18 protein-coding genes are annotated in these 20,088 nt (G+C 60.5%); 9 read left to right on the top strand and 9 right to left on the bottom strand.

Features of this window, described 5'->3' with window-relative positions; translation table 11 throughout:
- Positions 1 to 429 precede the first annotated feature (429 nt).
- From DSHI_RS20105 to DSHI_RS20070, 9 genes are all read left to right on the top strand, one after another.
- Positions 430 to 1,359 (top strand): DUF2493 domain-containing protein, encoded by a 930-nt coding sequence (locus tag DSHI_RS20105; protein ID WP_012187341.1) that lies wholly within the window; start codon positions 430 to 432, stop codon positions 1,357 to 1,359.
- Between the two features lie 132 nt (positions 1,360 to 1,491).
- Positions 1,492 to 2,508 (top strand): nucleotidyltransferase family protein, encoded by a 1,017-nt coding sequence (locus DSHI_RS20100; RefSeq protein ID WP_241389327.1) that lies wholly within the window; start codon positions 1,492 to 1,494, stop codon positions 2,506 to 2,508.
- Between the two features lie 539 nt (positions 2,509 to 3,047).
- On the top strand, positions 3,048 to 3,254 hold the full coding sequence (locus tag DSHI_RS20095) for a hypothetical protein (RefSeq protein WP_007120662.1): 207 nt from the start codon (positions 3,048 to 3,050) through the stop codon (positions 3,252 to 3,254).
- Between the two features lie 561 nt (positions 3,255 to 3,815).
- Positions 3,816 to 4,409 carry a transposase gene (locus DSHI_RS20090; RefSeq protein ID WP_012187339.1) on the top strand — a complete coding sequence of 198 codons (594 nt, stop codon included), beginning with the start codon at positions 3,816 to 3,818 and terminating at the stop codon, positions 4,407 to 4,409.
- Positions 4,396 to 6,729 (top strand): relaxase/mobilization nuclease domain-containing protein, encoded by a 2,334-nt coding sequence (locus DSHI_RS20085; RefSeq protein WP_012187338.1) that lies wholly within the window; start codon positions 4,396 to 4,398, stop codon positions 6,727 to 6,729. Before DSHI_RS20090 ends, DSHI_RS20085 begins: the two co-directional genes overlap by 14 nt.
- 8 nt (positions 6,730 to 6,737) lie before the next feature.
- Positions 6,738 to 8,738, top strand: coding sequence for a type IV secretory system conjugative DNA transfer family protein (locus DSHI_RS20080; RefSeq protein ID WP_044029496.1), 2,001 nt, complete (start codon positions 6,738 to 6,740; stop codon positions 8,736 to 8,738).
- A gap of 234 nt (positions 8,739 to 8,972) precedes the next feature.
- Positions 8,973 to 10,169 carry an ABC-three component system protein gene (locus DSHI_RS22010; protein WP_044029494.1) on the top strand — a complete coding sequence of 399 codons (1,197 nt, stop codon included), beginning with the start codon at positions 8,973 to 8,975 and terminating at the stop codon, positions 10,167 to 10,169.
- Positions 10,166 to 10,672 carry an ABC-three component system middle component 5 gene (locus DSHI_RS22450; protein ID WP_099911246.1) on the top strand — a complete coding sequence of 169 codons (507 nt, stop codon included), beginning with the start codon at positions 10,166 to 10,168 and terminating at the stop codon, positions 10,670 to 10,672. Before DSHI_RS22010 ends, DSHI_RS22450 begins: the two co-directional genes overlap by 4 nt.
- Positions 10,665 to 12,569, top strand: coding sequence for an ATP-binding protein (locus tag DSHI_RS20070; RefSeq protein ID WP_012187335.1), 1,905 nt, complete (start codon positions 10,665 to 10,667; stop codon positions 12,567 to 12,569). The genes DSHI_RS22450 and DSHI_RS20070 overlap by 8 nt, the downstream gene beginning before the upstream one ends.
- Before the next feature lie 160 nt (positions 12,570 to 12,729).
- Here DSHI_RS20070 and DSHI_RS20065 read toward each other — a convergent pair whose 3' ends face one another.
- Genes DSHI_RS20065 through DSHI_RS20025 form a run of 9 tightly spaced genes read right to left on the bottom strand, consistent with a single transcriptional unit; the run spans position 12,730 to position 20,049 of the window.
- Positions 12,730 to 13,806 carry a TrbL/VirB6 family protein gene (locus tag DSHI_RS20065; protein ID WP_012187334.1) on the bottom strand — a complete coding sequence of 359 codons (1,077 nt, stop codon included), beginning with the start codon at positions 13,804 to 13,806 and terminating at the stop codon, positions 12,730 to 12,732.
- Positions 13,807 to 13,818: 12 nt separating this feature from the next.
- A complete protein-coding gene (locus DSHI_RS20060; protein WP_012187333.1) occupies positions 13,819 to 14,229 on the bottom strand; it encodes a hypothetical protein in 411 nt (136 codons plus the stop codon).
- Positions 14,226 to 14,420 carry a DUF4177 domain-containing protein gene (locus DSHI_RS20055; protein WP_044029492.1) on the bottom strand — a complete coding sequence of 65 codons (195 nt, stop codon included), beginning with the start codon at positions 14,418 to 14,420 and terminating at the stop codon, positions 14,226 to 14,228. The genes DSHI_RS20060 and DSHI_RS20055 overlap by 4 nt, the downstream gene beginning before the upstream one ends.
- Positions 14,417 to 15,403: an ATPase, T2SS/T4P/T4SS family gene (locus DSHI_RS20050; RefSeq protein WP_012187332.1), complete on the bottom strand. Its 987-nt coding sequence runs from the start codon at positions 15,401 to 15,403 to the stop codon at positions 14,417 to 14,419. The genes DSHI_RS20055 and DSHI_RS20050 overlap by 4 nt, the downstream gene beginning before the upstream one ends.
- A 4-nt stretch (positions 15,404 to 15,407) precedes the next feature.
- Entirely contained in the window at positions 15,408 to 16,787 is a 1,380-nt protein-coding gene (locus DSHI_RS20045) for a TraB/TrbI/VirB10 family type IV secretion system protein (protein WP_012187331.1), read from the bottom strand.
- Positions 16,784 to 17,479, bottom strand: coding sequence for a TrbG/VirB9 family P-type conjugative transfer protein (locus tag DSHI_RS20040; protein ID WP_012187330.1), 696 nt, complete (start codon positions 17,477 to 17,479; stop codon positions 16,784 to 16,786). The genes DSHI_RS20045 and DSHI_RS20040 overlap by 4 nt, the downstream gene beginning before the upstream one ends.
- 2 nt (positions 17,480 to 17,481) lie before the next feature.
- Positions 17,482 to 18,135, bottom strand: a complete 654-nt coding sequence (locus DSHI_RS20035; protein WP_012187329.1) for a VirB8 family type IV secretion system protein — start codon at positions 18,133 to 18,135, stop codon at positions 17,482 to 17,484.
- Between the two features lie 16 nt (positions 18,136 to 18,151).
- On the bottom strand, positions 18,152 to 18,961 hold the full coding sequence (locus DSHI_RS20030) for a type IV secretion system protein (RefSeq protein ID WP_012187328.1): 810 nt from the start codon (positions 18,959 to 18,961) through the stop codon (positions 18,152 to 18,154).
- Positions 18,961 to 20,049 carry a transglycosylase SLT domain-containing protein gene (locus DSHI_RS20025; RefSeq protein WP_044029513.1) on the bottom strand — a complete coding sequence of 363 codons (1,089 nt, stop codon included), beginning with the start codon at positions 20,047 to 20,049 and terminating at the stop codon, positions 18,961 to 18,963. The genes DSHI_RS20030 and DSHI_RS20025 overlap by 1 nt, the downstream gene beginning before the upstream one ends.
- Positions 20,050 to 20,088: the final 39 nt, after the last annotated feature.

Below are 20,088 nucleotides of genomic sequence, written 5' to 3'. Positions count from 1 at the left end.
GTTTGCCCGCCTCGCGAGCACGTCCCTCCTCGGCCGCTCCGCCGGATTGCGCTCTGGTCTGTTTTGCGCGGCAAAACGATCCCGCCGCTTCATCCGTCTCCCGCGTCCGGTCGGGCCGTTTGCCTGCTCGGGTCGGGCAAACCTACCGTCAATACACACACACATGAGTGCGGAAGCATATCCTCCGGATGGCCCCCAAATCAGCCCGCGTCAAGGATCGCAAAACTTTTCGGCGAGGGCGGTACATATGGCTTGGGGCGGTCCCGTGCGTGAGCGCGGGCCTGTATCGGGTGCAGCGCGCGGAAAACTTTTGCGCCCGGCAAGCCGGCGGCTGCGCCGTCCCTGACCCGGGCAGATTCGGAAACCAGGCATTCGGCCATGCCCCCACACTCACGTGGTGGCTCCTCAACCGAATACTGGAGACCAGACATGGCTTACGACACCGCAAGCACCTACGAAACCATCGAGCTTTTCGGACTGACCGAGAAGGACGCACAGTTGCCTATCCCAGAAGATCACATCCTGACCGACCGCATCATCCGCGAGAGTTTCGAGGCTCTGCTCGGTCCGCTGCGCATGACCGGGCTGGAGGCAGAAATCGAACCGCTGGCCCATGGGCTCGCCACAATCCTGCAGCGCCGCAAGGTGGCACTTGGTAAGGAGGTCGACCGCACCGCCGACAAGATCGGCGCGCTGGCAAAATCCCACGACGGATCGGAGATCGCCGAGACCGCGCTGGAAGAGGCGCAGGCGCGCTTCCTGCAGCTGCGCGAGATCGTCGGGGCCATCGAGGTGATGAGCGAGGCGGCGGCGGAATGCTATGAGATCGAGACCGGTCACGCCTTCATCCCGCCCGCCGGGTCTCGCGCAAGCGTCCGGGCGCAAGAGACCGGGGCGGTCTTCGAGGCGCGGCAGCTGCTGGAGCAGCACGACCGCGAAACCGCCGAGAAGTCGAAAGTCGAGGGGGTGCCCCTGATCGTCTCGGGCGCCACCGACTGGACCGATGTCGATGTGATCTTCAACACGCTCGACAAGGTTCGCGAGCGGATCAGGCAGAACCGGAACCAGGAGATCTTCCTCTGCCACAAGGGTGGCAAGCACGGGGCTGAAATGATTGCGGCTCGGTGGGCCCGGGCACGCGGGGTCGCGCAGGCGCGCTTCGATCCGCGCTGGTCCGCACACGGGCGGGCGGCACCGTTCAAGTGCAACGACGAAATGCTGGACGACAAGTTCGCGGCGACGGGGGTTGTGCTCTTCGGCGGCAACGGGGTCGCGCTGAACCTCGGGCAGAAGGCGGAAGCGAAAGGCCTGACGGTCATGCGGGTTGCGGACCCGGCGAAGAAGGCGTCGCAGGATTGAAGAGAGAGGGTCGCCTTCGGGCGGCCCTTTCGTCGTTTCTTCTGGGTGTGGACGTTCTCCAAATTACTTTGCCTAGCAATTTCCTGTTTTGATAGGTATACGAATGCCAAGCAAAACTTGGAAATGATAGGCATGACCCCACTCAGCAGCATCGCGATGAGCGCCTATACCGACCTGGTGCGTCTTCTGAAGGACGACGCCTTGTCCGGTGTCGAAGGCAAGCCCACGCTCAAGGAGCGTGGGGATAAGGCCTATTGGTATGCCGCGCGCCGTGTCGGGACGGAGATGCGGTTCATCTATATCGGCGAAGACAGCGACGAGACGCGCGCGCGCATCGACCGGATCGAAGAGCTGCGCGCAACGGCCAAGGATCGGCAGGCGGAACGGTCGCGGCTTGTCCGGCTCTTGCGTGCGGAAGGAATGACGCCCATCGACCGGGCGACCGGTTCCATCCTGTCGGCCATGGCCGCAGCCGGAACCTTCCGGTTGGGTGGCACCATCGTCGGAACCAATGCATTTCGCCTCTATGAAGGCGAGCTTGGTATCCGTCTGCCAATTGGCGGTATGGCCAATACTGGCGACATCGACATCGCGCAGTTCGAGAAGCTCAGCGTTGCGTTGCAGGATCAGGTCGACCCGGGTCTTGCCGAGACGTTCTCAGCGCTCAAATTCGATCCTCTGCCAGCTCTTGACCAAGGTCGGACATGGCGATGGGCCCAGGGTGGCAGCGGCCAACTGGTCGAGTTCCTGACACCGGCGTTCGGGGATGAGACCATCCGTGATCTGCCAGCATTGGGCGTGAACGCCCAAGGATTGAACTATCTCAACTTCCTGATCGCTGAGCCGATCCACGCGGCGGCGATCTATAGATCCGGCGTTCTGGTGCAGGTGCCCCGCCCGGAGCGTTATGCAGTCCACAAACTGATCATTGCCGACCGGCGCCGCGATGGGGCAGGGAGCCTGAAATCCGCGAAGGACCGCGAGCAGGCGGCTTTCCTTATCGAAGCGATGGCCGAGGACCGGCCCGATGATCTGGCTCGGGCCTATGCCACCGCAATGGAGGTTGGGCCGCGCTGGCGGGAACACATCGGCAACTCGCTGAAGCGAATGCCTGATACCAGGGGGATGCTCGACAGCTTGGGCGCGTGATGGCCATAACCGGGTCGCCTTCGGGCGGTCCTTTCGTCAAATCTCATGGCGCGTGCGATCGGTCACACTTGATCTGCATCTCACGGCGTCCAGCACCGTCATCCCTCTACCCAGCCCGTCAGAGTTCGGCCCATCCGCATCGGTACGGGCTGGGGATGGTGCGCACCTAGCACATCGTCAGCAGCGCAAGACGCGAGGGGTCGAGACGTCGCACTTGAGGCTGAAGCCCTGCTCGACCCTCGGGTGGTGTCGCGGAACATCGCATCCACGCGGGCGGGCGTCATCAGCACCCCGGCCAGGTTCGGCAGGACGTGGACGCGGATGGTGGCGACTGCGTGATGGCACAGGTCAATCGGGTCCCTCCTTTTTGCTATGCATGTGGATCGCACGGGGTCGGCCCGTTCGTGCCCTCAGCTCACGCTTCGGCAAGCACAAATACGGTTTCCACGGCGGGGCCGCGGACCCTCCGCATTTGCGCTTGCGACCGGTCCTTTTGCCCCCGTGCTGGGTGATCCTCATCGCAATAAGGAGTAACCCAAATGACCAACCACTACGTCGCCACCGTTCCCGTCAAGTTCACCGATACCGATGGCCAGGAGCGCACCCGATTCCAACGCGTGGGCGCCATGTTCCGCAACACCCGCAACGGGGACGGCTCGGAGTTCTTCAGCCTCAAGCTCGACTTCCCGGTCGCGGTCTCGGAGCTGGTGATGTTCCCACCGAGCGCGAAAGATCCCCAGGACTAAATCCTCTGGCGAGGATGGGCCGCCCCAGGACGATCTTGGGGCGGCCCGATCCCTGTTCCAGGGATGCCGTGTCCGGCGGTCAGTTCGCCCGAGGTGACCTCCTCTTGGTGCCGGTCGCTGCGCGCGCAACGGACGATCGCCGCTCGGAATGATCAGGCCGCGACAGACCGGCCAGTCAGCCTCAAGGGGGCCATCCACAAAAACCTATCGGCCAAGGCCTCCCGGTTTTTGCGGCAGAGATTTGGCGGAGCCAAATCTGGCCCTCCTTGACCCTGCCTGTCCGCCCTGTCGGTGGGGTTTGCGCCCGCCCGCGGTTCCGTCCGAACACTTGGTGTTCGGCCAGACCTGCGGGCGGTGCTGGGGAAGGGGGCCTATTGGACAGGTGGGTCGCCCGGTGGCGAGGGGGCAGGCCCGCGTCCCTGCGGTCTGCGGGGGAAGCGGACACCAAGGCTGCCTGAGCCCGAATGCAACGTAAGTATATAATTGACAGCGCGGTATATTATCGTAAGGTGGGGGCAGCCTTGGTGGAAGGTGGCAGGAAATAGGGGGTCTTTCTTCCGCATGTCCCGAACAAAACGCCTGACAGAGATCGAGAAGATGCAGATCGTCCGCGAGGCCGCGGAGGGTGTGTCGACGTCTGAGCTGGCTGAGCGTTTCGAGGTCACATCGCGGGCCGTGCGCTACGTTCTGAAAGCCGATGCCGAGCGCCAGACGGATGCCGCAATTCCGGTCTCCGCTGTCAGTGTGAAGGTGACGACCGCGGAGCTGGCAGCCCTCGACGCGGTGCTGGCCGCGGCCGGGATCGAGAGCCGGGCCGAGGGTCTGCGGCGGCTCATTCAGGCGGCAGGCGGGGTGTTCGTTCCGGACGCGCAGATGGCGGCCGAAATGGCGCGTTACCGCGCCTCTCTGCACGAGGTCGGCAATGGGGTCGCGCAGATCGCCAAGCAGATGACGCGGGCCAACCAGATGGGGCAGGGGGCTAATGGTGGCACGCGTGCGGAGTTCTCCGAATTGCGCCTCGCGCAGATGCGCGGACTGGCGCGGTTCATCCTCGACTCCGCTGACGAGATCGATCTGCTCCTGCGCCGCCGTCGCGACGCGATGCAGCTCGAGGCCACGGCCGCGCTGAGGGAGTTTGCGCATGCGGCTGAATGATGCTGTCGATGCCGTCACGGGCGAGGTTTTCCGGGACGGCTGGAGCCGGATCCGGGGCTCGATGCAGGGGCTGCATGTCGCCAAGCAGAGCCAGCTTGTGCGCGCGGCGGCAGGGCATCGGCCAGCGGTCTTCAAGGCGATTCGGGGCGGCGGTACGCATACCAAATCACAGCTCACAAACCAGCTCGAGTACCTCACCACCAAGTCCACCCATATCGTGGACAGCAGCGGGTTCTTCGATGGCAAGGCGAAGCTCGAAGCGAAGGACATCAAGGACCTCACCGAGCGTTTTGCCAAGCGGTGGGATGCGGGCTTCAAGCCCAAGCTTGGACAGACGACCCATATGCTCATGTCGTTCCCCATCGGCACGCGCGGGGAGGATGTGCGCGACATCGCGACGGATGTGGCCGAGCGGTTCTTCCAGACCGACGCGGGGCATTTCGACTACATCATCGCGGTGCATGAGGACCGCGATCACCCCCATGCGCATCTGGTGCTGAACCGCCGCTCACAAGAAGGCGAGTTCTTCTTTCTGGGGCGCAACCACCGCTTCAACTATGACGACTTCCGCCTCGCCATGGTCGAGGAGGCGGAAAAGTATGGCGTGCGCCTGGAGGCCACGCGCCGGGTGGATCGCGGGGTTGTGCATTACCCCGCCCGCACCAGCGAGGTCTATGCGGCGAAACAGGAGGGGCGCGCACCCCGCGAGCGCGAACGCGTGGGGCAGGACCTGACCCGGACGCTGGCGGAGATCGCCAACACCAGGACCGTCTACCATTCGCTTGCCGCAGAGGCCTCCCGGGAGGCCCGGGAAGACATCGCCGCGGCACTCTTCCGCGCGGGCGAGGTGCTGGCGCATGGCGGGCAGCTGGACCGAACAGGAGATGTTTATATGGCCGAGGATCAAAGCTTCGAGGATCTGAGAAGCCTCTATGCGGAGAAGCTCGCGCGGGTGCAGGGCATGATCGCCGAAAAGTCCGACGCCGAACGTCCCGTGCTGGAAAAACGCCTCATCGAAATCCAGACGCAGGTCCAGCACATGCAGCCGCTCGGATTACGTTCGAGCACACTGTCTGAGGTGCCGTCGGAGGGCGGGGTCTACTCAGAGGCGAACATCGACACCAGTCAGCTGGACCGTCTGGCCGAGACGGACTTGCGGTCGCGCATAGACACCGCCCTGCGCGGAACCGGGATCAGCACATCGGAAGTGGTCGCCCGGATCGAAACCGGCGCCTCGAATGCCGCGCTTGAGCATCAATGGATCGCCGATGATCTCTCCAAGGTGGCCGAGGCGCGGGATCTGAACCTCGAACGCCGCGCCGACCTGGAAAAGGCGCGTGACATCCTGAATGACGTGCATGTCGAGCTTGGCACGCTTCTGGAACGGGAGAACGTGCTGCGCCGGGATGGGGTCGTGGAGGAGAAAGCGGTCAGCGAGCGGTTCCATTATCACCTGGACGCGGTCCGGGCGATGGAAGGGACAATCCGTCAGGAGATGCGCGCAGACGGCCTGACCGCGCAGCAGATCGAGGACCGGGACTGGGAGGTTGCCTCACGGGCGGAGCGCCGCATCGAGGCGGAGCAGCGCGCGTATCTCGAGGCCCATCCGGACCTGCTCGCCCGTCCGGACGATGTGATCGACCGGTCTGAACCCTACAGGGAGACCATCACCGATGTAGCCCGCGCCAAAGCGATCACCCGCGAAGTCGACCGCATCATGGAGGGACGCGACCTCCGTACGCCCGTTGCAGATGCCGTCACGGATGACTTACGCGCGCGCTATCCGGACATGCCGTCTCACCTCGCCCGTGGGCTCGGCGCGACCTATGCGGCCGTCGTCGAGATCCGGGACACGGAGGCCATCAATCAGGTCCGCCGCGAAACCGAGATGCGTGAGGGGCTTGGGGTTGGCACGCGTGACGCACCCCTCGCAGCCCGCAGTGAAACTGCGCCGCAGTCTGACCGTACCGACCGTCTCGCAGGCGAGATTGTGCGTGTCCTGGACCAGCAGCGGGCAGGCGAGCTGTCCGCGCCCTTCGAGACCGAAGGGGAGCGGTACGCCTTCCGCGAGGAGATCGCGCGCGTGCTGGATGACCGCCAATTGGGCCGCCTCACATCCGGCGATGCCGATGCGCTGGACAAGGTTCTCGAGGACCGTCTCGACCGGCTCTATGTCGCCAAGGTCTACCTGCAATCCGATGCGGCGACGGCCAACACCGAGGCCTTGCGCCAGGTGGTCGATGAACTTGCCGACGCCGAGTATGAAAAACACCGCGCGACAGACGTGGATGGCGAGACCGAGCGGGGCCAGGTCCATTGAGCGCCGCCATGGGAAAAGTCCGGATCGCCACGGGCGTCCTGCTCGTGACGCTGGTGACAGGGGCCATGGGCTATACCATCGCCTCGGCGGTGCTGACCTACCAGGACCTTGGCTTCGGGGCCGAGATCGACTTTGCCTATATCGCGCAGAACTATCTGGCGATCCTCGATCGCCGCCCGGAGGACGCCCAACTCATCCACCTGATCATCGGTAGCTTCGCCGCCGCCGGTATGATGCTGAGCCTCGCCCTGTCGGGGTCCGCGCTCACACGCTTTGGCCAGACCCATTGGCAGACCTCCCGCGAGATGAAGGCCAATGGGTTCTTCGGCGCGCCCGGGACGGGATTCATCCTCGGTAAACTTGGGGCGCCGGGCTCCCGCGCCAACTACATCTGCTCGACGGTCTTTCCCCATGCGCTGATCGTGGCCCCCACGGGTCGCGGCAAGACCACGGGTTTTGTCATTCCGAACCTGCTCACCTGGCAAGGCTCTGCCGTGACGCTCGATGTGAAGGGCGAGTGTTTCGAGGCCACGGCGCGGCACCGCGCAGCCCAGGGCGACAAGGTCTATCGCTTTGCTCCCACGGATTGGGAGAGCAAGCGCACCCATCGCTACAACCCGCTCCTGCGCATCTATCAACTGAAAGATCCTGCGCGCCAGCAGATGGAACTGCAGCTCTTGGCGACGCTGTTCCTGCAGAGTGACAACGACCGGGTGCAGGGCCTCCTTAAGGGCGGGATCGATCTCTTCGTGGCGGCAGGGCTTTTGGCCTTCCAGCGCAAGCGCCCGACCTTGGGCGAGATTTACCGCATCGCTGCCTCGGGCGGGAACAAGCAGAAGGAGTATTTTGCGCGCGGCCACGAGGTGGAGAACAGGGCCGCCAAGCTGATCTTCACGCGTCTGGCCTCGACCAACAACGACACGCTGACCTCATACGTTTCGCTCCTGATGACCTCGGGGCTCGATCAATGGCAGAACCCTGCGATCGATGAGGCGACGGCGGTGTCGGACTTTGATTTCCGGACGATCCGCAAGAAGCCCTTTTCGGTCTACCTCGTGGTCCAGCCGCTGATGGTGAAGCCGCTTGCGCCGCTGATCCGGCTGTTTTTCTCCGATCTTCTCTCGGCCATGCAGGAAAAGGACCCCGGGCCGGATGAGCCTTGGCCCGTGATGATCATGCTCGATGAGTTCAATCGCCTTGGCAAAATGCCGATCGTAGTCGAGAGCATCGAAACCCTGCGGACCTATCGTGGCCATCTGGCCGTAGTGACACAAACCATCCCCGCCCTCGATGAAATCTACGGCGAGAACACCCGCCGTGCGCTGCAGGGCAATGCCGGCGTGAAACTGTACCTGACGCCCTCGGATGAGAAAACTGTCGAGGAACTGAGTAAGGCGGTTGGCAAGACCACGAAGACCGTGGTCACGCGCTCCCAATCCATCGGCAAGAACCCCTTCGAAGGTCGCAGCCAGTCCACAAGGACCGAAGAAAGCTCTCTGCTCCCTGAAGATGAAGCGCGCCGCCTTCCGCTCGATGAGATCGTCATGGTCATCGATGCCCAAATGCCGGTCCGTGCGAAGCGGATCCAGTATTTTGACGATCGGCTGTTCAAGGCGATCCACGCGGCGCAGACCGGCGAGTTGCCGTTTCCGGAGCCGGGGGGAGGGGGGCCGCAAGGCAATCTGTCGTTGAGTATGCGCGCCATGCCGATGACGCCGCCACCGGACGGCCCGCGTGGATCTGAAGCAGATGTGGAGAGGGCACGCGAGGTCGTTGACGGTCAACCGTCAGGGCAATCTGATGTAGTTCCAAAGAAGACCACGCCTGTCGTTCAAGCCGTTATCGCCGAGGAACAGCGCCAGATGGAGATGGATTTTGGGGGACAGCTTGCGGATGTCGAGACAGTGGGGGTGGATGATGATGCGCAGATGCGCTCCGCCGTTGATGGGTTGGACGAAATGGAAGCGATGCTGCAAGAGGACGGTGGTGAAAGGCTGGTTGCTCGATAGCGTGGTGGGCATCGCCTGTCTGTCAGGGAGGGCGGGTTCCTGACTGTCGCTGCGGACACGTTATATACATGGCGTGCTTCAAAAAGAAGACATTTGTTGTAGTCCTTTCTTGAATCTTCTGGCTGATCGCTCTCCTTGCGCCAAACTGGCGAACTTCGAAATGGGCAATTTACGGTCTAGCTCTCCACTATATGTTGTGCGAGAGTTAGGAAAACAATCGAGATAGATGTTCCAGTGCCCGAAGAAGTTTCGTTCACAATTGTTCATAACCCAGAACAAGCACTGCTCGATGTGGTTTTTGTACATGGGCTGACCGGAGACCCGAAAAAGACCTGGACATCGAAGGCGGGCTACTGGCCAGACTGGATGGCAGAAGATCACCCTGACGTCCGTGTGTGCACGTTCGGTTATCCGGCCAGCAAATTTAAGAAATGGATCAAAAAAGAACTCGATATCTTCGAGCTCGCCAAACTGGCAACAGAAATTCTATGTGGAAAAGGCGTTTGCAAACGCCCCATAATCTTTGTCACGCACAGCCTTGGTGGGATCATAACAAAACTGTTATTGAACCACTGCCATGGCTCAAGCGACGAGCAAGCCGCCGCACTTGCCGCTCGGACGTTGCGCGTAATGTTTTTGGCAACACCGCATTCAGCTCCCCCGTTACCGCAAGTCGTGAAGAAAGAACTCCCTGGCTGGTCTTCGTCTCATATCACTGCGTTGTCAGGTGAGACCACTGTGCTTGAGTATATCCGAGACACCTACGGTAAATATGTGGCAAGCAATGAAAACCTAAAGAACGTTGCATATTACGAGTCACAGAGACTTTCTGGTGTCGTTCAAGTAGTTCCCATGAACTGCGCCAATCCCGGGATCAGCGGCACCGATCCAATTCCCATTGAGGCTGACCACATCAACATTTGCAAGCCTCAATCCAAGGAAAGCGCCATTTATACCAGTGTGAATAGACACATCGAACAAGCCAAGAAGTTAGCAGCGGACACACCGGAACTTAGCGATCACGATACCCAGATCGCTGCGGAAGGGTATTCTGAAAAGGCAGACTATGACCGCAGAGATTTGTGGGAAAAAATGAACGCTGCGGACCGCGAAAACAGATACACCTATGCGAACAGCCGTCAGAACAGTTTTGCACGTAAGTATATGAGTCTTGGTTTGCAGCCAGGCACGCGTTCTGACTACGATCTCCTTTTGAGTGAAGTTGAGCAGCGCTTTCAGGCGCAAGTTTACTTCCCGTTGGTCTGCAAAGGGGCGACAGAAGAAGAAATCGACAATGCGGTTCAGGAAAAAGTCATCGAACCTCTCGCCAACAAAAAGATCGGAGCTACGACTTTTGGTGCTACCAACATCCAAAGCGCCATCTATTTCCTCACAGAGCAGTGCCACATACGTTGGGATACTGAACGATGAAGTCCCGTCTTTGGTATCCTCAATTGGATGTTGCCTCAGCAGCACGAAGGTTCCTTAGAATTCTTGATGGCTGGCAAGGTGACGCGCTCTCAATCGAGCGGTTATTTGTATTAGACTATTTTGTGGCTACACCTGCTTTGATCGGCGACATCAAGATGACAAATACGTATCGCAATAGATATGGCGAGCTGGGCCTTCCTAAAAAGAAGGATGAGTTTGTTGTTTTTCCCCCCGCGACTTTGCTTTTTCACTCGATGACCCCCATACAAAAACGCGCGCTTGTCTCTCTCGTCGCAAAGGAAATCTTGAGTAAGGAAAGTTATGATGTTGGCGCTGTTGCCTTGACAAATATTGGCCGACGGACTGCGAGTGATTTGTCAAATGTTCACCAAGGCGAAACCGAAACAATCGCTCTTGATTTCATGGTCAGCCTAATGGCGACAGATGAATTTGCGTCAAACTCGGACCTAAGAAGTAGAACAGGGCTGCGTTACTATGACTGACTTTGACCATAGTTTCTTAAGGTTGGACAGGCTTCGCGTAATGGCGCGCGGCAAACCCGTTTACGACCAAGAATTTCACGCCGGGGTCAATATTATCCGAGGAGAGAATAGTGTTGGCAAATCCACCATTGCTGACTTCATTTTCTTTATCCTTGGAGGTGAGTTTAAGGAATGGAAGCCAGCGACAGCACGTGTCGAAGAAGTTCAAGCTCAGATATCGACACCGCGTGGAAAGCTGTCATTAAGGCGCGAAAAGGTCGAAGGGCGGCCTCCAGTCTGGGTGTACTTCGGAGACATTGAAGCTGGCGGTGAGCACGGTATCGAAGGTTGGGAGAAGTACCCGATCTATCGCGGCCAAAGCAACTTGAGCTTCACGGAAGTTCTGTTCCGATCTATGCTTTTGCCGGAAGCGCAAAGCGATGGCGCTTCAAACATCACAAGCCACCAACTTATGCGTTTGTTGTATTCTGATCAACGAACGCCCGCGCCCCGATTGTTTCGCTTTGAGAGCTTCGACAAGGCGACGATCAGAACGGCGGTAGGAGACCTCATCTGTGGCATCCGAGGCTTTGGCCTGTTTGAAGTTGAGCTTTCAATTCGGGAACTCGAGAGTAAGTTCGCTGCGGTTGATAGCAAATGGTCTGCATTGCTGAATTCCTTCCCCGATCAGATCGGCGTTACCGTTTCGGCGATCGAGAGCGAAATTGACGGGCTAGAGAATAAGAAACGCAAGCTTACCGCAGAAATTGAAGGCGTTGATGACGCGGTGAGCAGCGACCAAAATGCGAGTTTCTTCAAAGACAGAAAACAGGCCATAGCAAAACTTCAAGCACTCCGCCAAAGCTTAGCTACCACATCGCGCAAGGTGGAGAGCAGCAAGCTTGAACAGATGGAGTTGAAAAGGTTTATTGATCATCTCACCCAATCACTCTTGATACTTGAAAGTGCGGAGCGAACCGCGCAGGTGCTTGGCAGTATTGAATTCTCGCATTGTCCTTCGTGCCTACAAACCCTTTCGAGTAAAGTGGATGACGACACCTGCCATTTGTGCGGGCAAGAGATTGACCAGGAGGTGTCAGCTAGCCGCTACAACTACATCCGTGTTGATATTGAGCTTCAGATCAAAGAATCGCGCCAACTTTTGGCACAAGAGCTTCAAGGCTTCAGCGACGCGAAACGGCACTATGGCAAGTTGCAGGGAAATTATGAGCAGCTCACAGCGGAATTCGCGTTGAAGTTCGAGATGAGCAATTCGCCCCGCGAAGCATTCTTGGCAGAACGGTACAGTGCGATTGGCCGGATTGATAAGGAGCTCGAACAGCTACGGCGCAGTATTCAGAGAGCGACGGAGCTAGACGAACTTTCAGCAGAAAAGGAACGCCTCAATGCAGACCTTACCCGCGCAAAAGATCAAAGAACGGCGTTGCAGAAAGCCGCAACAAGGCGTCGAAGCAGCGCTTTGCGCCTTGTATCCTCCAAGGCTGCAGCCATTCTTCGCATGGATGACAGTGGCGCGCAGGAAGAGTTTAAGGTCGCAGACCATGTCGACCTAAGTTTTGAAGATGATGCGATCTTGCTGGACGGTTTGGCGAATTTCTCGGAAAGCAGCAACGTCTTCCTAAAGAACGCAGCCATTCTTGGTCTCCACCTTGCGGCATGTGCGGACAAAGACTTCTTCCACCCGAGGTTCGCCCTTTTTGACAACATTGAAGACAAGGGTATGACGCCATCACGGAGCCACCGTTTTCAGGAGCTCATTGTAAAGCTCACGACGGAAACCCCATTACCCAACCAGGTCATATTTACGACTTCAATGATGAATCCAGAGCTTGAGTTGGACGATTACATAATTGGCCCCCACTACACTGAGGACAATAAGACGCTAGATTTCGGTTGAGCGACGTTGATGCTTTCTTTGGCAAAACCGCTTCAACGATCAGGGCCGTTGACGGTGTTTTCTAGACATTTTGCTGCAAGCTAGCGTACCTACCAAATGACAGCTTCGACGAGTCGCAACGCGGCGACCTCGGTGCCGAATGGATGGTCGCTTTGGTCTGTCACCGTCGACCAAGTCGTGCCAGTCTCGCAAGCTGCGCCAGCATTTTTGATCCCGAGTCTGCGGATCCTGTGCTTCCTCCGGAACCCTTCTGCCCCATGCCTTGCCTTGCAGGCATCTGCTGCACGCCAAAGAACTGCCGCGCCCTGAGGGCTGCGTATTCTGCGCCACTGGCCCCGCCGATGAGGTAGCGATTGTAGGCCTGCTGACCTCCCATGGCGGCGCGGGCAAAGCTGTAGCCGCCGCCGAGACCTCCGGAGAGGGCGGGCATCATGATGTTGCCGGAGATCGCGCGGACGATGAAGGGCGTGGCGATAATGAAACCCTTGGCCATGAGCACCATCATGAAGAAGGGGATGAGCGCGCCGATGTTTGAGGCCCCTTCGGGATCGCCTAGTTCACCGATGAGTGCGGAGGAAACGCCTGTGATCGTTGCGAACACGCCTGCGACGACGATGGGGTATAGCGCAAAGGAAATCAGCGCGGACAGCCAGCGCGTGAAATAATCCTTGGTGACCTCGAAGAGGGTCAGGAAGATCATCACCGGGGCGATCCCGATCAGGAGCGCGATCATCAGGCGGGAGGCCACGAGGATGAAGGCGGCCAGTCCGCCGAGGATTGAGAGCAGAAGAACACCGACGATGTCGAGCATGGCGCCGGCCATCCAGTTCAGTTCGGACCCGGCAGCGTTCAAATAGTCGCCCAGTTCCGCGATCAGCCGGTCGAATTCTTCGGCGAAAGTTCCAGAGGGCCCCGGACTGCCGCCGCCGACGGAGGCTATCAGCGCACCCGCGATACTGTCGATCCCATAGAGAATGGCTGACGAGAACGCGTTGAACTGCATCCAATTGGTCGCGAATATCCCGATGAGCCCGATCTTGACCGCGAGCCAGAAGGCTGTGTGCCCATCCATGGCCCGATATTGATAGATCATGTTGATTCCGACGAGGATCACTACCAGCGTTGTCCCCAAAACCAGGAGCGTGCCGACCGTTGCTGCAACCGCACCAAACTGGGTCTCAGCGGCGGTGTCGAGATAGGCTTGGGAGGTTTCAACGAAGTAGGTGACGACACTCATCGCGGGGCTGCCTTACCAATTACCTGCGGCGTCGCAGATGGCCTTGGCGGCAGTTCGGGCGGCGTTGGCGCGGCGGTTGTAGCCGTCCGAGGCTTCGAGCATTTCCCATCGTTCGTCGCTCGCGTAGCTCTCCCGAAACACGGCCTCGGCCGCGTCCCAGGACGGGAACCGGATCTCGCAATCGCAGCTGCCGGTCTGGACGATGCGCTCGAGGTTCTGGGCGCGGTAGATGTCCTGAACCAGAACCCGCTGATAGGCTTGGCGGAGCGGGATTTCCTGCATCCAGACGGGCTCGGCGGGCCGGTCCGGACAGACGTCAAAGCTGCGATCGAGGGTTGGCACTAGGTTGCGCTCGGCAACGGCGAAAGTAGGCGTCAGGCTTAGGGCCAGCGCGGCCAAGGCGAGGTGCTGCGCCTGCCTCATGCCGTGGCTCCGGTGGCTATGGTTTCACGCTTCAGGAAAACGGTGTGTCCTACATTGGCGAATTCCGAAGTGCTGATCGACACCACCTCCCACCCGTCTGCGCCCTTCTCGTTCAGGCTGGCCTGCATGTCGGCAAGGCTGGTTTTGCGGGTCATGGGAAAAGACAGGATATTGTATTCAAAGGTCTTCATGGGGAAATTCCAATCTCAGTTGCTCCGGGGAGGTAGAATTCCGTGATGCCGCGTTTTCCGTCATGGCGACCGGCCTGGATGATCACATCGATGGAATTTTCGATGTACTGGATCATGTCGGCATAGGTCATCGGGATCTCGGTTTTCAGTGCTGCGATCGCAAGCCGCTGCACGGCCAGTTGCGGTGTTTCGGCATGCAGCGTGGTCATGGACCCGCCGTGGCCGGTGTTGATGGCTTCCAGAAAGGTCATGGCCTCCTTGCCGCGCACTTCGCCCAGGATGATCCGGTCGGGGCGCATGCGCAGCGTGGCGGTGAGAAGCACATCGGCGGTCTGGAATTCCGCGTCGCGATTGGCGATGAGGGTCACTGCATTTGGCTGGGTCGGCAGCAGCTCGGCCGCTTCTTCGATGGTGACGATGCGTTCCTCGGCCGGTACGTGAGAGAGGATCTTGCGCGCGGCGACGGTCTTGCCGGTGGAGGTGCCACCCGAGACGATCATGTTGAGTTTGTTCTCGACGCAGAAGGCCAGCGCATCATCGATCAAACCCGCGGCCACCACGGCGCGCAAGGCGCGCTTTTTTTCGACGCGCAGGTCTTCGAGCTTGCGCTCTTTGCCAAAGAGAAAGTCGAGCGCAATGCCCTCGAGCGGCAGGCTCGAGAAGAACCGCAAGCTGATCGACATGGCCGAGAGCACGGCGGGCGGGGTGATGACCTGTGCCCGGATCGGGCGACCCTTGTAGGTGATCGATACCGAGACGATGGGGCGGTCCTTGCTCATCGTGGTATTGGCCGAGGAGGCGATCTGGTTGCCGAGGTCCCTGACCTGAACGCCCGTCAGCCTTTGATCCAGCGCGCGCATGAAGTGATCGCCCTGGAATTCGCCCCAGCAGGTCCCGTCGGGGTTGATGCAGATCTCGATGACATCGTCGCGGGCGGCGGCTTCGATCCGGTCGAGGGAGGTTTCGAGATAGCTCAGCGACATGGGCTCAGAATATCTCCAGATCGCGGTCGACCATGACAGTGACGCGCGCGCCTTGGTCGACATAGATGACGGGGCCGATGGAGAGGTAATCGCCGATGACGCTGTCCGTCGCATCTGCCAGATCATCGCCCACGTCTTCGAGAGCGTCGGCCGCAGTCTCATCCTGGACCTCGGAGGCGGCGGCACTTGGTGCGGCGGAAATCAGCGAGATCAGGGCGGCCGACCCGAAACGCTCGGCAAAGCGCGTGTCCACGAAACCGGTGACGCCAGAACGGCCCAGTTCATCACCTCCGAAGGAGCTGATCTGAACGGTCTGGCCCGCGGGCAGGATGATCCGGTCCCAGGCGATCGTAACGCGGCGCTGCGCGATATCGACGCCAGCGCGGTAGCGTCCGATGAGACGCGATCCGCGGGGGATCAAGAGGCGCACGCCATCGACGCTGTAGACATCTTCGGACACCACGGCACGGGTCTGGCCGGGCAGGGAGCTGTCAAGGGCAGTTTCCATGACGGCTTGGATCATGGTGCCCTGGATGATGGTGTTGGAGGGATTGGCGATCACCTCGGCCTGCGTCACCGTCGAGGGCAGCGCACCGTTCAGCACGAAATCCGTCACCTCGCCAAAAGTGCGTTCGGTCAGAGCCGTTTCATTCGCTCCGGACGTGCCGCCAAATGCGATAGTGGGCGAGGTGATGCGCCGTTCCTGGAAGGCGCGTTCCTCCGCGGCGCGGCGCTCCAGCTCGGCCATGCGCCGGGCTTCTTCCTCCCGGCGCAGTCGCTCTTGCTCGCGTGCGCGCAGCTCATCTTCCGTGGGGCCCGCTGGGGCGGGTTGGGGTCGGCTGGCCTCGAGTTGGGCCAGTTCCAGATCCATGCGTAATTGCTCAAGGCTGCGATCCCGCGCCGTCAGTTCGTCCTGGAATCGTTGCTGTGCGGCTTCCGAGGCGGCTTGTAGCGCCGCAATCTGAGCGGTCAGCGCGTCGATCGCCTCTGCGGCGGCGGTGTCTTCCTCGACGACCGGTTCGGGGGCGTTGCGCAATTCCTCGATCTGAGCCTGCAGCGCGGTGATCTGCGCCAGAAGCTCCGCGTTGGGCTCGACGGGGTCTGGTCCGACGAACACAACCTCGGGCTCGGGCGGGGGCAAGGTCTCGATAGCGCCAAAGCCGTCCCCCTCGTTTTGGAAGACGTCCGGGGTGGCCGTCGGCAAGGCTTCCTCTTCGTCGGGCTGTGAGAGGAGATAGAGCAGGGCACCACCTGCGCCGATGACGAGGACCACGATCAGCGCGAGAAAGGGCGACCGGCGCTGCGCCGCTATGGGCGCGCGGGCACTGCCTTTCTCAAGGGCGGCGAGGCGTTTTTCCAGCTCGGTGTTCCCGGTATCGCTCATGAGGTGGCCTCCGCGGGCGGGATCGCCTCGATGCAGACCACCTCTTCGCCCAGTCGCAGGACCCATTGGCGGTTCACGCCGCTGACGCGGATCACGCCGTCTTCAGGAGTTTGCGTGTTGACCGTGCGTTCACGGCCGCCCGCGTAGCGGAAGATCGCTGGCACAGGGGCGTTTCTTGGAAAGGCGAAATAAGTGAACGTCCCGTCATCCCAGATGCGCGTTGGCGTGAACTCGGTCCTCGCGCTGGCGCCGTAATTGTAGTTCGGCGCTTGGGCGGCGATGGCCCGGGTCGGGCGCGCAGCGTCGTCAGGGTAGCGGAACTGCACCACGTAGAAGGTCGGGCTGCGGACCTCCTCGACGTTGAAGTAGTAGCTCCGGCGGTTCGTATAGACTGTCACATTGGTATGCACCCCGCGCGCCACAGGCTTGATCGCGAAGGCCTGACCGCCCGGGACACCGTCGATCTCAAACCCTTCCGTGTCGCCCGCGATGATCGAGCGGATGCTTTCGCCCTCGCCGAACTCGATGGTGGTCACGTGGGTGAGCGAGACATTGAGACGATAGACTTGGCCCTCTTGGTAGGTGGCCAAGCGCACGCGGCTGTCATTTGGACCACCGCGCGGGATCGCTTCGGCAGAGGCGAGGCCGGGCAACAGGGCAATGACAAAAATAAGCGATCTTATAAACAACAACGTCAGTTCTCCAATCTGTCGGAGCGGATGGAATATTCGAGCACGGTAAACCCAAACGGATTGGTCCAGACCTCGTCGATGGAGCGACGGGTTTCGGGACGGAACTCGAAGAGAAGCGTGGCGGTGAAGAGCCCGGTCTGGGTGCCGTTGATGGAGGTCAGCCGCTTGCGCAAGCGCACGGTGGCGCGGTTGGATCCGATCCGGTTGATGCTGAGAATTTCCACGTCGAGCCGGGCATTGGGGCCATAGACGGTCGGTGGATAGTTTTCATTTGCGCTGTTCCATATCTGGCGCAGCCTGCTCTCGGCGGCCCCGTCCGAGCGGCGCAGGACGCTGCGGATGCGCAGATCGTTATCGAGCTGATTGTAGATCTCCCGGTCGGTCACATAGCGGAAGACCTCCGCCTCGATGATCGCCTGGTTGGCGGTCACCGAGGAAGCGCCCACCGAGGCCTCGGGGAGTGCAAAGCCGGTAGCGGGATCATAGGGGACAACGACGGGGGGCGGATCGACATCGAGGATCGAGACAGCCGCGGCACTCAGACAGCCGATGATGCCGAAGACAAGACCTGCCAGACCAAGGCGTTGCCAGAGCCGTTCGCGGCGCAAGGCACCGTAGACCAGTTCTTCCTCGATGATCTCTTGTTCACTCGCCACGTGTCACACCCCGCAATCACTCGGCCCGGAGGTCCGGCAAGGTGAAATCCATGAAGCGCTGCTCTTCGGCGATGGTGGCGGCATCGATCACGCCGCCCGTGCCATCGCCCACGGTTTGAATCGCTTCCAGCTGCCACATCGCCACGAGGGCGATGGCCAATTCAGCTGTCACGCGCGTGTTGAGATCGACGCTTTGCTTGAGCTCTTCCATGTCGTCGATGAGCCCGACAAGGCGGTCTACCCGCTCGAGCGATTGGCCGGCATCCTCATAGCTGTTCTGGGCCGCCGCCGAGACGAGCGCACCGGTCGTGGCCTGCGTCGCCACGCGGTTGGCCCCGGGATTGCCGCTGGTGGCCATTTCCGAGAGGGTGTCTTCATCGAAGCCGAGATCGGCCAGCACCCGGTCCATCTGGGTTTCGATTTCGCCTGCGCCAGAACCGGACAGGCCCGAGAAATCCCCAGTCTTGATCGCCTCAATAGTGGCGAGGATGTCCCCGAACTCTTGGTCGAGCAGGCCGTTCAACTCGTCTTCCATTTCCGTGCGGATGATCTCGGGAAGCTCGGCAAGGCGGGTGAGTGCTTCATAAGTTCTTTGCAGCTCCGCGAGTTGATCCGTGAGTGTGGCAAGCTGTTCACGGAGCTGCGTCAGCTGCTCGTTTTGCAGAATCTCGTCTTCGATCATCTGCCGGAGCTGCTGGATGTTTTGCGCGATATTCTGGGTGTCGACGACCGGCACACCTTGCGCCACGGCAGCGGACAGGGTGCCGAGATGCAGACCGATCCCAAGCGTCGTGGCCAATGCCGTCCTCACGAGCAAATCTCTCATCAGTCTATCTCCCTGATCGTGAATTCCATGAACGTGCCTTCGGCCATACGCGCACTGGCCTGGGCCAGCTCTTCGGCGGAAAGGACGCGGGTGCGCGCCGCCTGAAGCCGGATGCGGGCAGCGACGAGGCGCACGAGTTCGGCGCGGGCATAGGTGTTGAGTGCGATGCTTTCCTGCACGTCTTCAGTCTCGGAAATCCGTTCGACGATATCGCGGATGCGCAGGGCGGCTTGGCGGATCGCGGCTGGTGAGTTGCTGCCATAAAAGGCCGCCCCATGACCCGTGAGCGAGAGGTTGGCATTGGCGAGAAGCGTGGGGTCGATCGTGCCAAGCGCTTCGATCCCGCCGATACGGGTCAGATAGAGATTGTAGCGTTCAGGGATGACCGACACGTAGTGCTGGGTCTCGCGGAAGGGTGGCACGCCGCCATACTCGAAAACCCGGCCGGGTCCGGCGTTATAGGCCGCGAGGGCGTTGATGATGTTGCCATCGAATGTGTTGAGCTGGGTCGCGAGATAGCGCGCGCCACCATGCACCTGCAGATAGGGGCTGTCGTAATATTCCGGATTGATGCCGAGATCGCTGGCGGTGCCCGGCATGATCTGGGTGAGACCATAGGCGCCAACGGGAGACCGTGCCCCAATCGTAAACCGGCTTTCCTGCCAGATGAGGGCCTGTAGAAGCGCTCGCCACTGGACGGGTGAGAGCCCTGCGCGGCCAACTCCCGCAAAGCCGCTGGTTTCCTGGGCGACGCGGATGATGAGCTGCTCGATGGTCTCGGACGCGTCGCCGAACATCTGCGCACCGCCGGGATTGGGATCTATCTCGCCCGTGCCATAGACGGCTTCCACGGCGCGGTCGGGATTGCCGCTGCCGCTTTCCAGCCCCGAGACCATGGCGGGCAGGCCCTGACCGCCGAAGCTGGTCTGGGCATCGAGGATGCGTCGGAGGGTTTCCAGCTGCTCCCGTTCGATCTCGGCGATGAGTTCGCGCACTGCAAGTTTGTCGGCCTGGATGGCAAGGTCTGTCTCTCGATCCCCGGTCTCGACGATGTCACGCGCGGTCAGCCCACTGTCATTGGTCGGCACACCTTGGGCGAAGCCGAGACCGGGCAGCAGGCAAAACGC

It is taken from the genome of Dinoroseobacter shibae DFL 12 = DSM 16493 (assembly GCF_000018145.1).
Taxonomy (GTDB): Bacteria; Pseudomonadota; Alphaproteobacteria; order Rhodobacterales; family Rhodobacteraceae; genus Dinoroseobacter; species Dinoroseobacter shibae.
This window is presented reverse-complemented; position numbering and strand designations above follow the sequence as displayed.